The organism is Noviherbaspirillum sp. FW303-A3, assembly GCF_058788695.1.
Genome location: NZ_JBYTAZ010000001.1, coordinates 4,824,247 through 4,838,336, shown reverse-complemented (window position 1 = coordinate 4,838,336; position 14,090 = coordinate 4,824,247). Strand labels below are relative to the sequence as shown.

The window sequence follows — 14,090 nt, the reverse complement described above, 5'->3', positions numbered from 1 at the left end:
GGCCGGCGACGCGTGGGACGTCGGCATGATCAGAAACCGAGGCTTTCGAGCAGGTCGTCGACCTGGCCTTGGTTGGACACGACGTCGGCATTGCCGGTGGGGTTGATCTGCGGGCCATTCAGCAAGCTGTTGCTGGCTTCGCGCCGCACTTCGGCAGGCGAGTAATCGACCAGGAGCTGGACGAGCTGCTGTTCAATGTTATGCGCAAGCTCGGTCACTCTTTTGATCACCTGGCCGGTCAGGTCCTGGAAATCCTGAGCCATCATGATGTCCATCAGCTGCTGCTTGGTGAGCGCCGCACCGTCACGAGTCTCGCCCAGGAAGGTAACAGTACGCTCTGCCAGCGCGCGGCATTGCTGCTCGGAGAAGCCCGCCGCCATCGCAGCCTGCCAGTCACGCGATATGCTGCCGGCCTCCGCTTCGATCCTGTCCTGGATCGGACTTGCCAGTTCGGTGGCATTCAGGACGCGTTGCGCGGCCTGTTCCGTCATCTTGGCAACGTAATCGAGGCGGTCGCGCGCGTCGGGAATCTCGTGCGCCGCCTTGGCGATCAGCTTGTCGAAACCCAATCCGCGCAGGTTATCGTGCAGCATGCGCGTCATCTGCCCGACACGCGCAAGCATCTCGTCCTGCGGGATGTTTTCCGCGACAGCCTTCCCCTGGTTCAGCGCCTGATCCACTATCAGGCTCCGACTTTTTCCAGCTTCTCGAAGATCTTCGTCAGCTTTTCATCCAGCGTGGCAGCAGTAAAGGGCTTGACGACGTAGCCGTTCGCACCCGCCTGCGCCGCTGCAATGATGTTTTCCTTCTTCGCTTCCGCCGTGACCATCAGCACCGGCAACTTGGCCAGTGCTGCGTCGGCACGGATGTTCTGGAGCATCGTCAGTCCATCCATCACCGGCATGTTCCAGTCGGAGATGACGAAGTCGAACTGCTCGCTGCGAAGTTTGGAGAGCGCCATGGCACCGTCTTCTGCCTCATCGACATTCGTGTAGCCCAATTCTTTCAGCAGATTGCGAACGATACGACGCATCGTCGAGAAATCGTCAACCACCAAGAATTTAGTATTCGGACCCGCCATGAATTACTCCATTGTTTCTCAAACCGTTATAAGCGCCGCTCACCTGCATTGTGAAACGGGCGCCCTAAGTATAATCCTTCCGCTCTTGATTATGCACCTAAAGCATTATCCGCTTTTGCAGCGGCAACTAAAAGCGACAACAGGCAAGGCGAACGTGTATCTTCTGACAACACCATCAGACGCGCAGCGCACGGCTGCTGTGGGCCGCAAGGTAGCCGAGGACCATCCCTGGCAATGAGTGCAGCGGGCCAACCTCATGGGTGGCGCCGACTGCGATCGCTTCGCGCGGCATCCCGAACACCACGCACGATGCTTCATCCTGCGCAAAATTGTAGGCGCCGGCATTTTTCATCGTAAGCATGCCGGCCGCGCCGTCTTTCCCCATTCCGGTCAGGATGACGCCGACGGCGTTCTTGCCTGCGCAGCGTGCCGCGGACTCGAACAGGACGTCGACGGAGGGGCGATGGCGATTCACCGGCGGCCCCTGGTCCAGCTGGGTGACGTAGTTGGCGCCGCTGCGCGCAAGCTGAAGGTGTGAATGGCCCGGTGCAATGAAGGCGTGGCCCGGCAGCACGCGCTCCCCGCCCTCCGCTTCCTTGACCGTGATCTTGCACAGGCCATCGAGGCGTTTCGCAAAAGAGCGGGTAAAACCTTCCGGCATATGCTGCGTAATCAGGATGCCCGGACAGTCGGACGGCATCTGCACCAGGAATTCCTTGATTGCCTCGGTGCCACCGGTGGATGCGCCAATGATGATGAGCTTTTCGCTACTGGTCAGCGGATTGCGGATCATCGGCAAGCCTTCAGTGGCCCCCTTCTGCGCATCCGGATGCGGGATCGTGCGCGCCCTGACCCGCGCCTTCGCGGCGGCGCGGATCTTGTCCGTGATCAGTTCGGCGTATTCCAGCATGCCGGTCTGGATCGACAGCTTGGGTTTGGTGACGAAATCCACCGCGCCGAGTTCCAGCGCGCGCAGCGTGATTTCCGAACCGCGTTCCGTCAGCGACGACACCATGACGACCGGCATCGGACGCAGGCGCATCAGCTTTTCCAGGAAGTCGAGCCCGTCCATGCGCGGCATTTCGACATCGAGCGTCAGGACATCGGGGTTCGTCCGCTTGATCAGGTCGCGCGCCACGATGGGATCCGGCGCGACGCCGACAACTTCCATGTCGGGCTGTTTGCTGATGATCTCGTTCATGACGCTGCGGATCAACGCCGAGTCGTCCACGATCAACACTTTAATCTTCATGACACTTGCTTTCAGTACGGGGCAGCCGCCCTTCCGGGTAAATCAGAAATTCAGCCAAACAGCTCGACGTCGCCGGCCACCGGGTTGGTGAGGAGGCGGCTTGCGTAATCCTGTTCGCGGTTCACCAGCGTATTGTTGTTCAGTTGCTTGAGCTTCTTGACAAGCACTTTACCGGTGCGCGGGAAAAAGTAAACCTTGCGCGGGTAGATGTCGTTGAGGTCTTCGGCGACAACGCGGATGTTCTCCGCGCGCAGGTAATCCCGCACGAACTGGGCGTTGCGCTCGCCGACATTGATGGCGATGAACCCACGAAGCACATTGCCGCCGCCGAACACCTTGGCCTCCAGGTTTTCGCGCCGGGCGCCCGCCTTCAGGAGATCATTGATCAGCACTTCCATGGCATAGGTGCCGTAGCGCATGGAGGCGGAGACCGGGCTGTCGGTATCGGATCCGCCGTCCGGCAGCATGAAGTGGTTCATCCCGCCGATACCCGTCACTCGGTCGCGGATGCAGGCCGATACGCACGAGCCGAGAACGGTAACGATCATCATGTCCTTGCAGGTGTAGTAGTACTCCCCCGGAAGGATCTTCGCTGCGTCGCAGTCGAACGTCCGATCATAGTAGACGTTGGTCGCAAAATGCTCTTCGAGGGCGTTGCTCATACCTTATTTCTCAGTCCTGCGTGGGACCGCGCGATGGCCTGCGCCGCGGTGGGGATCCAGTTCATAAACGGTCTTGCCTCGCAGCTTGAACGCATCGGATACATATAAAAAGTTTTCGGAGTGACCTGCAAACAGCAGTGCGTCCGGTTTCATCAGCGGCGCAAAGCGACTCAGAATTTTACCCTGCGTCGGCTTGTCAAAATAGATCATGACGTTTCGACAAAAGATCGCGTCGAACGGCCCCTGTACCGGCCAGTCGTTCGCCAGGAGATTCAACTGCTTGAACGTCACCATCTGGCGCAACTCGGGCCGCACGCGCACAAGCCCCGCACGGTCCCCCTTCCCCTTCAGGAAGAATCGGCGCGCCTGCTCCGGCGGCATCTTGTCGAGGCGCTCGATCGGATAGATTCCGGCAGCGGCGGTTGCCAGCACATTGGTGTCGATGTCGGTGGCGATCACGTGCGCCTGGGGCGTCAGTGTCCCAAGCGCCTCGCACAAGGTCATCGCGATCGAATACGGCTCCTCGCCGGTCGAACTGGCTGCACACCACACCAGGAGCGGCTCCTTCGCGCCCCGGACATGATCAGCCAGGATGGGAAAATGGTGCGACTCCCGGAAGAACGAAGTCAGGTTGGTGGTGAGCGCATTGGTGAACGCCTCCCACTCATCGCTCTCCTGATGGCTCTCAAGTCCGTCCAGGTACTCCTGGAAGGAGCGGATGCCGGTCGCCCGCAGACGTCTGGCGAGACGGCTGTACACCATCTCCTGCTTGCTTTCCGCGAGTGCAATGCCGGCCCGCTGATAGATCAGGGATCGTACGCGCTCGAAGTCGCGAGGCGTGAACTCGAACTCTTTCGTCGTTTCCTGCTTCTGTCTGATCGAATTCACCACACCCAAATTTCTTTCCGCTTTGTTGTTTGCCTGATCATCGCCTTGCGCCATCCGCCTTCATTGCTAATGCCCCTTGGGCTTGCCCTTCGGCGCCATCGGCACGGATGCCGGTTTGGCCAGAGCCGGCGGTGCGCTGGAACGGTATCCGACCCGGAAGCCGCCCCAGTGCTTGCCATTGACATAGATCGGCACAGACAGGTCGTGCATCACTTCGCCGGTGTCCCGCTTGTACGTCTGCAGCAGGAAGGGCTTCGTATTCGAGCCGCAACGCGCCCCTGTACGGTCATTGAAAATACGCTTGGTACGATTGTTCACCAGGTCGGTGTCGTAATTTCCGGTCAGCGGTTTTGAAAACTTGCGGTTGTGCGTCGGGAAGTAGCCATTGTTGTCGACAGCACCTGCATACGCAATTTGCGGCATCCGTTCCAGGATCGGCTCCTGGAGCCCCGGCAGGACCCTGTCCGTAAAGGCATCAAATGCCGTCTTGTGTTTTGGCGGGTTGGTATTGGGAATAGGCTTGTAAGTGCGGTCGAACAAGGCGGCTTCCGTAATCTGGCCGCTGGAGATTGCCTGTTCGAACAACTTCCCGACATCCTTTGCCGCCTGCTGCGCCACTGCCCGGATCTCGTCATGGGATGTCTTGGCATTCGAATGCGACAGCACCTCGAACAGCATCTCGCCGCGTTCGGACAGGACAGTCGCCGACTTCGCAGCACGCGGCAATTCGTCTTCCGTTGCCAGCATGCCGTCACGAATGCGGGAAATGGCATCGGCGATGACGTGCGTCGTTTCGACATGCTCGCGCGAGGCACCGGCGATTTGCTGAATCTCGCTTTCGGAAATTGCCGCCGAACGCTCGATGTTGCCGAGGAAGGTGTGCACGCGCTCAACGTTATGGGCCGCCTCGCTGACCTTTCCGGTCAGTGCGGTCATGCCGGCGGCCGCACGCTCGGCCTCTTCGTTGATTTCACGGACCATCACGCCGATGTCGTCCGTTGCCGATTTGGTGCGCTGCGCAAGCTGGCGCACTTCGCCCGCCACCACGGCAAATCCCCGGCCGTGCTCGCCGGCTCTTGCTGCTTCGATGGCGGCGTTCAGCGCCAGCAGGTTGGTGCGAGCCGCAATTTCGTTGATCACTTCCGTGATGACGTGAATCTTGCGGGACTTTTCCTGGAGCTTGCCCATGACCGAAGATGCTGCCTGCGCGTCCAGCCGTGCATTGCTGATCTGCTGCAGCCCCTGGTCGACCTCGGCCCGTCCTGCAACACTCTCGGTACGAACGTCTGCAGCCACTTTGGATGCCCGCTCGGCGTTTGCGGCAATCTGTTCTGTCGTCTGGGCGGTTTGCTGTGCACGGCCGACGATCTCTTCCGTAGTCTGCAGGTCTACGTCGACTTTTTTCTTGATCGAATCGACAAAATACGCCGTTTCGGCAGCGCCGATCATGATGTGGTCGACTTCCTCGCCCATCTCCTCGATGAAATGGGTGCCCCCCTTGCCACTGGCCTGTGCACCAAGGAGCATGACGATCACGGCTGCGAATGCGCCCGCTGCGGCGAGCAGCAAGGGAGAGGCGCCGGCACCGGCGATCCACTGGATCAGGGCTGCAAGCGCAGTCCCGGCGACGATGGCGGCGGTGCCAACAATCAGGTACCGAATCGGTTGTTGTTCCATGATCTTCATTCGGTCTCCCCAGGATATCGATCTTGCTGTTTCAGCGTAGCATATTCAGCGCACATTGCCTGCCGCGGCATCGCTGCCTGCACTGCTCTACCTTTGGTGGATTATGGGTCGCCGGACGCAAAGATCATCCTTGGAATAACCCCTCAATCCAACCTCAATTGATACAAAAAAGCGTGCCCTTGCGGACACGCCTTTTTTCACTGCGCCTGTCGAATGTTGTCCAGCCATGTCAATGTCCGAACCGTTTCCCCTGCGGGGATCAGAACTCTTCCCATTCACCGCCATCATTGACCGGCGCACTTGTCTTCGAACGTGCAATCGGTTTCGGCGCCGCCGGCGCGACCGCAGCCCTTGGCACGGCAACTGCGCGCGGCGTGCGGGTGGTTTCCGACGGTTTTTGAGTAGCCACGGGCACCGCGGCCACCGGCGACATGGTCATTCTGGCCACACCTTCAACCTTGAATACGGACACCGCCTGCGAAAGCGTGCTTGCCTGCTGCTGCATGCTTTCGGCCGTAGCAGCCGCCTGCTCGACCAAGGCGGCATTCTGCTGCGTCATCTCGTCCATCTGTGCGATGGCACGGTTGACTTCCTCGATGCCGGAGCTCTGCTCCTGGCTGGCCGCGGTAATCTCGTTCATGATGTCGGCCACATGCTTGACCGAGGTCACGATCTCGCCCATCGTCTTGCCCGCCTCGTCGACCAGCTTGCTGCCCGCATCGACCTTCTCGACCGAGTCGCTGATCAACTCCTTGATCTCCTTGGCCGCGCCGGCAGAACGCTGCGCCAGGTTGCGCACTTCCGCCGCCACCACCGCGAAGCCGCGGCCCTGTTCGCCGGCACGCGCCGCTTCCACTGCTGCGTTCAGTGCCAGGATGTTGGTCTGGAACGCGATGCCATCGATCACCCCGATGATGTCCACGATCTTGCGCGAGCTTTCCTTGATCGAGCCCATTGTCTCCACCACCTGGCCCACCACATGGCCGCCGCGCATCGCGACGTCCGATGCCGACACCACCAGTTGGTTGGCCTGGCGGGCATTCTCCGCATTCTGCTTCACCGTCGAAGTCAGTTCTTCCATCGAAGATGCCGTCTCTTCGAGCGAGCTTGCCTGCGATTCCGTGCGGGCCGACAGGTCGGCATTGCCTTGTGCGATTTCGCCGGAAGCGACGCCGATGCTTTCCGTACCCGACCGGACATTTCCGACGATTTCGGACAGGCTGTTGTTCATCTGGCGCAACGCATCAAACAGCTGGCCGATTTCATCCCTGCTCGTTTCCTCGATCCTGGATGTCAGGTCACCCGTTGCCACCCGGCTGGCAACCGCCACGGCATCATTCAGCGGCCCGGTAATGCTGTGGGTGATCACCCATGCAAACACACCTCCGATGGCGAGTGCAATTACACCGAGCACATACAGCAGCACCATGAGACGGCTGTCATCGGCCAAAGAGCTCTCCAGGACTTCCTTCGAAGCGGCTTGCTGGAGTGCCAGCAGCTTGTCCATTTCTGCAACAGCCTGATGGTTCAACTGGTCGATGCGGCTGGCGATGACTTTTGCAGCTCCTTCGCTGTTGAATGCCAGGGCCTGGCCAATAGCCTCCTTGAACGGAGCGGCGATCTCCTGGTCGAGACGCGAGATCTCCGCGACGATCTTTTTCTCTGCATCCGTCAGGCCGAGTGCGGTGAGCTTGTCGCGTGCTTCGGCATAACGCTTGTTATGCTCCTTGACGCGCGTCTCTTCCTTTTGCATGGCACCGACATCGGATTGCAGGCCGATATTGCGCATGGCGACGCCGGCTTCCAGCAGGGCGCTTTTCATGGTGGTCGCGAGCACGCCTTTGGTATTGGAGACTTCCAGACCCTCGATCAGCCGTTGCTTGTTCCTGGTGGTGAGCGCATTCCCCAGGATGACCATCAATGCAAGAATCGCAAGGATGACTCCGAAACTGACTCCAAGACGCGCGCCAATCTTCAAGCTACGCAAATTCATATGATTCTCCCGACTCAATCCGCTTTTACGTCAACCGGCCGGTTACGGAACCGACCGGTCTCATGGGTTTACCTGCTGCAGAGCAGCCATCCGAACATATTACTCCGAAGCAATGCTGCAATCCATGACTGTGTTCGAGATGGGACAAATCGTGGCAAGAAGTATTGATGCATGACAAAGTCGTTGACGCTTCGCTGGAACGTCGGTCTTAGAACTCCTCCCACTCATCGTTGTTTCCGCCTGCCGGAGGCTTGGGCGGCAATGATGGTTTGACCATGGCAACCTGCGTTCGCGATGTCGCCGGCCTGGGTGCAGGAACCTTTTTTTCAACTGCCGGCCTGGTCGTCGCAACGACCGGCGCCGTTTGTACCGCCGACGCTCCCAGCTTGAATACGCCAACTGCCTGCGTGAGGTTGACTGACTGTTCCTGCATGCTTTCGGCTGCAGCGGCAGCTTGCTCGACCAAGGCTGCATTCTGCTGTGTCATCTCGTCCATCTGTGCGATGGCACGGTTGACTTCCTCGATGCCGGAGCTCTGCTCCTGGCTGGCCGCGGTGATCTCGCTCATGATGTCGGCCACATGCTTGACCGAGGTCACGATCTCGCCCATCGTCTTGCCCGCCTCGTCGACCAGCTTGCTGCCCGCATCGACCTTCTCGACCGAGTCGCTGATCAACTCCTTGATCTCCTTGGCCGCGCCGGCAGAACGCTGCGCCAGGTTGCGCACTTCCGCCGCCACCACCGCAAAACCACGGCCCTGTTCGCCGGCACGCGCCGCTTCCACCGCTGCGTTCAGTGCCAGGATGTTGGTCTGGAACGCTATGCCATCGATCACCCCGATGATGTCCACGATCTTGCGCGAGCTCTCCTTGATCGAACCCATCGTCTCCACCACCTGGCCCACCACCTCGCCGCCCTTCACCGCATAGTCCGATGCCGACACCACCAGCTGGTTGGCCTGGCGGGCATTTTCGGCATTCTGCTTGACCGTGGTTGTCAGCTCCTCCATCGAGGATGCTGTCTCTTCGAGCGAACTTGCCTGCGATTCGGTGCGGGCCGACAGGTCGGCATTACCGGACGCGATCTCGCGCGAGGCGACGGAAATGGTTTCCGTACCATGCTTGATGTGGTTGACCGTATCGACCAGATTGCCCTGCATTGCCCTCAATGCATTGACAAGCTGCCCGGCCTCGTCCTGCCCATGCGGCTCGATTCTCGCCGTGAGATCGCCGCTTGCAATGGTATTGGCAACATTGGCCGCTTCACGCAATGGCGATGTAATGGTCCGCGTGATGAAGACGGCAACGAATGCACCAATGGCAATCGTCAGAATGCCGATTGCCAGCATGCCCATGCGCGTCGTGCTGTAGTTCGACTGGGACTCTTCATAGGTCGACTTCATTTCCTTCTGCTGGTAATCGGCCAGCGCCACCAGGCTGGTCATCCATTTATCGTGCAAGGGAATGAAGTCGGTCTTCAGCATGGCAGCGGCATCGAAATAGTTTCCGCCGGAGACATGCCCCTTTATTTTTTCAATCACCGGGAAGATGGCCTGCTTCTGCTCGATCGATGCCGCCAGCAGCGTCTTCGCCTGCGTGTCGTCGGAATACTTCTGGAGGGTCGACTCTGCCTTCGCATACACATCCAGCAGCACTGTGAGGCGCTTGGCTTCACGCTCGCCCTCGGTAGCGTCAGTCGGCGTAGCTACCTTGCGCAGCGACAGTGCAAGCCCCCAGCCAGCCTCGCGCATCTCCATCCCGCTGGTCAGGCTGCCAACGCGCTCGTTGACGATGCGTTCCGTCGTCCCATGCAGCTGGCTCATGCGCCACAGTGCAAGCAGTAGCAGCGCAGTCGCACAAAGGAGTACCACGCCGAATCCCAGCGCGAGCCGTGTACCGATTTTTATATCCGAAATTTTGAACATGTCGTTTCCTGGTGTTTGGTATGGAATTGATCGCCAGCCTGCTGCGTCAGAATTCCTCCCACTCATCTCCCGTTCCGGCCGGCACGACGGGTTTTGCCCTTGCTCCGGGCGGAGTTGCTGTCTTTGGGGCGACTGCACGCGTTGCAGCCTTCTTGGCTGGCAACGACAGAGGCGCCACGGTCGATGGTGTCAACGGTACCGGTGCTGACAGCATGACTGCCTGCCCTGCCCCACTCACCTTGAACACCGATACAGCCTGTGCCAATGTGGCCGCCTGTGTCTGCATACTGTCAGCCGCAGCAGCAGCCTGCTCAACCAGCGCAGCATTCTGTTGCGTCATCTCATCCATCTGGCTGATTGCCTGGTTGACCTGTTCGATGCCTGCACTCTGCTCCTGGCTGGCCGCGGTAATCTCGTTCATGATGTCGGCCACATGCTTGACCGAGGTCACGATCTCGCCCATCGTCTTGCCCGCCTCGTCGACCAGCTTGCTGCCCGCATCGACCTTCTCGACCGAATCGCTGATCAACTCCTTGATCTCCTTGGCCGCGCCGGCAGAACGCTGCGCCAGGTTGCGCACTTCCGCCGCCACCACCGCAAAACCACGGCCCTGTTCGCCGGCACGCGCCGCTTCCACCGCGGCGTTCAGTGCCAGGATGTTGGTCTGGAACGCGATGCCATCGATCACCCCGATGATGTCCACGATCTTGCGCGAGCTTTCCTTGATCGAGCCCATTGTCTCCACCACCTGGCCCACCACATGGCCGCCGCGTACAGCGACGTCCGATGCCGACACCACCAGCTGGTTGGCCTGGCGGGCATTCTCCGCATTCTGCTTCACCGTCGAAGTCAGTTCTTCCATCGAAGATGCCGTCTCTTCGAGCGAGCTTGCCTGCGATTCCGTGCGGGCCGACAGGTCGGCATTGCCTTGCGCAATCTCGCGGGAGGCGACGCCCATGGCTTCAGTACCCACACGCACCTGCCCAACGGTGTTTGCCAGGCTGTCGTTCATCAACTTGAGTGCAGCGAGAAGCTGGCCGGTTTCGTCGCGCGATGAAATTTCAATGTCCTGGGTAAGGTCGCCCTCGGCCACGCTTCGCGCGACACGCACGGCCTCGCCCAGCGGCACTGAAATGGCACGGATAAGCCACAACCCGATCAGGCCGGACAGTGTCACGCCGAAGAGCATGGCGGCAATCGACACGTTGCGCACCAGGACATACATGCTCTGCGTTTTTTCGTACTCCTTTCTCGCGACATCTTCCTGCGTCTTGATGAGCGCATCGATATCGGTCTGGAATACGGCGTAGGTCTGGCTCATCGGCCCCTGCATCAATTCCATGGCCTGCTGCACGTTCGCCGCACGCAATGCCGCCACGGTTGGCTTCAGGCCCTCCTCGATAAATTTGACCCGGCTGTCTTGCGCTTTCTTTGCCTGCGTCCGCTCAAGATCGGTCAACTCCGCCGTCATGAAGGCGTCCCAGATGCGAGACACCTCAGCGATACGTTTATCAACCGCATCCATGCTCTTGTTGACGACCGATGGATCGCCATTCATGGATTCCGCTGCCGCCATCCGGTTGTCGCTGATGAGTCGGACAATGGTGTTCAACTGTCCGATCGGAATAAGGCGATCGTCATAGATCGTCCTCAATGAATTGTTTGCTGAACTCAGGCTGATAATTGCGATGATGCCGCTGCCGACAAGCAACAGCGAAAGAAAGCTGATGACGAACACCAGCCGTGACTTGATGGTCAAATTTGTAAACATCGTCCCTACCCTCAGTGTGTGGAATGGCCCGTCGATACGTTGTCAGCGGGCCTTCAGTCTCTTCTGGCATTGGTTTGCCGTCTTCGCGGCATTGGCACTGCTTTGGTACTGCCTGTTCCTTCTTATGCGGCGATCTTGTCGATCAACCCCATGTCCGCGCTCGACATCAGCTTGTCGATGTCGACCAGGATCAGCATGCGCTGGTCAATGGTGCCCAGTCCGATCAGGTAATCGGTGTTGAGTGCAGTGCCCATCTCCGGCGCGGGCTTGATTTGCTCCGGCGACAGCGTCGTCACGTCTGACACGCTGTCGACGACCATGCCTACCACCCGACCCGCCACATTCAGGATGATGACGACGGTGAACTGGTCGTAGGTCGGCTCGCCGAGATGAAACTTGATACGCATGTCCACGATCGGCACGATAATGCCGCGCAGGTTCACCACGCCTTTGATGAAGTCGGGTGCATTGGCAATGCGGGTGACGGTTTCGTACCCGCGGATTTCTTGTACTTTCAGAATATCGATGCCGTACTCTTCCTTGCCCAGGGTGAAGGCAAGGTACTCCTGGCCGGCGATGTCGCGATCGGCTTTCTCTCCATTGACCGGGGCGATCGATTGAACGGTTTGTGTCATGGTAGTCATCTCTTGTCAGGAAAAAATGGATTCGTCGGCGGCAAGCTGACGGCTTGAACGCAGCAGTGCTGCCACGTCGATAATCAGGGACACGCCGCCGTCACCAAGAATGGTGGCGCCGGAGATCCCTGCGACCTTGCGATAGTTGGATTCGAGGTTCTTGACGACGACCTGCTGCTGTCCGACCAGGTCATCGATGAACAGCGCGGCTTTCTTGCCTTCGGATTCGAGGATCACCACGATGCCTTGCGATGGATCAGTGAAGCGCGCCTCGATGCCGAACATCTTGTACAACGGGATCAGCGGCAGGTATTCGCCGCGCACCTTCACGACACGCCCCTGCCCCGCGATTTCCTTCACGTCTGCCGGATCCGGCTGCAGAGATTCGACAACGTATCCCAGCGGCAGGATGTAGATCTCGCTGCCGACCTTGATCGACATGCCGTCCAGGATCGCCAGCGTCAACGGCAACGAAATTGAAATGGTGGTGCCGAAGCCTTTGGCCGAACGGATATCGACTGCGCCGCCCATCGCCGTGATGTTTCGCTTCACAACGTCCATGCCAACGCCGCGGCCGGAAACATCGGTCACGACTTCGGCAGTGGAAAAGCCTGGCGCAAAAATGAGCTGCCACACGTCGGCATCCGGCATCGAGTCGGTGACCGGCAAACCCTGCGATTTTGCCTTGGCGAGGATCTTTTCGCGATTGAGGCCGCCGCCGTCGTCGGTGACTTCGATGACGATGTTCCCGCCCTGGTGGCCGGCGGACAAGGACAGGCGCCCGGTTTCGTTCTTGCCGGCCTCCCTGCGCACGTCAGGCATTTCGATACCGTGGTCGATACTGTTGCGGACCAGGTGGGTAAGCGGGTCGACGATGCGTTCAATCAGACCCTTGTCGAGTTCGGTCGCAGCGCCGTGCGTGACGAATTCGATGCGCTTGCCAAGCTTGCCTGCAAGGTCGCGCACCATGCGCGGAAAGCGCGAAAACACATAATCCATCGGGATCATGCGGATCGACATCACGGCTTCCTGCAGGTCGCGGGTATTGCGTGTGAGCTGGCTCACGCTGTTGAGCAGGCGCTCGTGGATCATCGGATCGAGGGTGTTCGTCCGCTGCTCGATCATGGCCTGGGTAATCACCAGTTCGCCGACGAGATTGATCAGCTGGTCGACCTTTTCGATGCCGACACGAATCGATGTCGTTTCCGAATTGTGCGCGCCCTTGTCGACCTCGCGACGTGCAACGGGCTTCTTCTCCACCGCAGCCGGCGTACCGGCGCTCTGCGCTGCGGGAGCGGTTGCATCCTGGGCGGGAGTTGCGGGCTGGCCGACTCCGCCCTTTGCCTCCTTCATTTCGTGCGTTTCGAAATTGTCGAAGAAGCCGTAACCTTGCGCCGCTTCTTTCGCAGCCTTGTCGGCAACCGACTGCTCATGCGTCTGGAAGTTGTCGAAGAAGCCGTAGCCCTGCGCCTGTTCCTGCGCGGCCTTTGCGTCCGCATCGGTCGTCTGTTGCAACGCTTCTTCCGTGATCTTCAGGTCATTCGGATCGAGGATGAACGAGCAGATCGCGACGATGTCATCGGGGCCGCCGCTGCAGGCGAGGAAGAACACCGCGCGGTTGTCGGGCAGCATTTCCTTGCGAATCTGTCCGAGGAGCCCGAGCTCTGCCATGAGCGCATCGACGTCGCGTTCGGCGATCTGGGGAAGTTCGACGCGGAACTGCCGGGTCGCACCTGCCGGCGCATTGATCGGCTCTTCAACCTTGGGAGCCACGAGAGAAGCAGGGGGCAAGGCTTTGGGCACGCCGCCCTTGGACAACGACTCGAGAAGCATCCGTGCATCGACAATCGCTTCCTGGTCCACAGGCGTGTGAAGGCGGTGCCCGTCGAGCTGCATCTTGAGCACATCCTTGGCCACGAGGAAGGCATCCACATGCTCGGACAACAGTGCCATTTCCCCTTTGCGGATCTTGTCCAGCAATGACTCCAGCACATGCGTGACGTCGGTCAGGTCCGTCAGTCCGAACGTGCCCGCGCCTCCCTTGATGGAATGCGCCGCGCGGAAAATCGCGTTCAGGTCTTCCTCATCGGGCGCCGACACATCGATCGCCAGGAGCAGCTTTTCCATTTCTGCGAGGAGTTCTTCGGTCTCGTCAAAGAACACCTGAAAGAACTGGCTCATGTCAATGGTCATTATGG

At 59.5% G+C, this 14,090-nt stretch carries 11 protein-coding genes; all 11 read right to left on the bottom strand.

Annotated elements, in window-relative coordinates; all coding sequences use genetic code 11:
- Positions 1 to 29 precede the first annotated feature (29 nt).
- The 11 genes from cheZ to cheA all read right to left on the bottom strand — a co-directional run bounded on the left by cheZ (position 30) and on the right by cheA (position 14,085).
- Positions 30 to 623: a protein phosphatase CheZ gene (cheZ, locus tag AC3WOY_RS23260; RefSeq protein ID WP_492429391.1), complete on the bottom strand. Its 594-nt coding sequence runs from the start codon at positions 621 to 623 to the stop codon at positions 30 to 32.
- 59 nt (positions 624 to 682) lie between these two features.
- Positions 683 to 1,081, bottom strand: a complete 399-nt coding sequence (cheY, locus tag AC3WOY_RS23255) for a chemotaxis response regulator CheY (RefSeq protein ID WP_088709313.1) — start codon at positions 1,079 to 1,081, stop codon at positions 683 to 685.
- A 175-nt stretch (positions 1,082 to 1,256) separates the two neighbouring features.
- The gene (locus tag AC3WOY_RS23250) at positions 1,257 to 2,333 is read right to left on the bottom strand and encodes a protein-glutamate methylesterase/protein-glutamine glutaminase (RefSeq protein WP_492428118.1); all 1,077 of its coding nucleotides are present in this window, start codon (positions 2,331 to 2,333) and stop codon (positions 1,257 to 1,259) included.
- 50 nt (positions 2,334 to 2,383) lie between these two features.
- On the bottom strand, positions 2,384 to 2,995 hold the full coding sequence (gene cheD, locus AC3WOY_RS23245; RefSeq protein ID WP_420477243.1) for a chemoreceptor glutamine deamidase CheD: 612 nt from the start codon (positions 2,993 to 2,995) through the stop codon (positions 2,384 to 2,386).
- 3 nt (positions 2,996 to 2,998) lie between these two features.
- On the bottom strand, positions 2,999 to 3,886 hold the full coding sequence (locus AC3WOY_RS23240; RefSeq protein WP_492428116.1) for a CheR family methyltransferase: 888 nt from the start codon (positions 3,884 to 3,886) through the stop codon (positions 2,999 to 3,001).
- 63 nt (positions 3,887 to 3,949) lie between these two features.
- Positions 3,950 to 5,569 carry a methyl-accepting chemotaxis protein gene (locus AC3WOY_RS23235; RefSeq protein ID WP_492428114.1) on the bottom strand — a complete coding sequence of 540 codons (1,620 nt, stop codon included), beginning with the start codon at positions 5,567 to 5,569 and terminating at the stop codon, positions 3,950 to 3,952.
- 259 nt (positions 5,570 to 5,828) lie between these two features.
- Positions 5,829 to 7,562, bottom strand: a complete 1,734-nt coding sequence (locus tag AC3WOY_RS23230) for a methyl-accepting chemotaxis protein (RefSeq protein WP_492428112.1) — start codon at positions 7,560 to 7,562, stop codon at positions 5,829 to 5,831.
- A gap of 208 nt (positions 7,563 to 7,770) precedes the next feature.
- The gene (locus tag AC3WOY_RS23225; protein ID WP_492428110.1) at positions 7,771 to 9,486 is read right to left on the bottom strand and encodes a methyl-accepting chemotaxis protein; all 1,716 of its coding nucleotides are present in this window, start codon (positions 9,484 to 9,486) and stop codon (positions 7,771 to 7,773) included.
- A gap of 46 nt (positions 9,487 to 9,532) precedes the next feature.
- Complete coding sequence (locus tag AC3WOY_RS23220; RefSeq protein ID WP_492428108.1) at positions 9,533 to 11,257, bottom strand: methyl-accepting chemotaxis protein; 1,725 nt, start codon at positions 11,255 to 11,257, stop codon at positions 9,533 to 9,535.
- Between the two features lie 122 nt (positions 11,258 to 11,379).
- A complete protein-coding gene (locus tag AC3WOY_RS23215; protein WP_492428106.1) occupies positions 11,380 to 11,892 on the bottom strand; it encodes a chemotaxis protein CheW in 513 nt (170 codons plus the stop codon).
- Positions 11,893 to 11,907: 15 nt separating this feature from the next.
- Positions 11,908 to 14,085 carry a chemotaxis protein CheA gene (cheA, locus tag AC3WOY_RS23210; RefSeq protein ID WP_492428104.1) on the bottom strand — a complete coding sequence of 726 codons (2,178 nt, stop codon included), beginning with the start codon at positions 14,083 to 14,085 and terminating at the stop codon, positions 11,908 to 11,910.
- Positions 14,086 to 14,090: the final 5 nt, after the last annotated feature.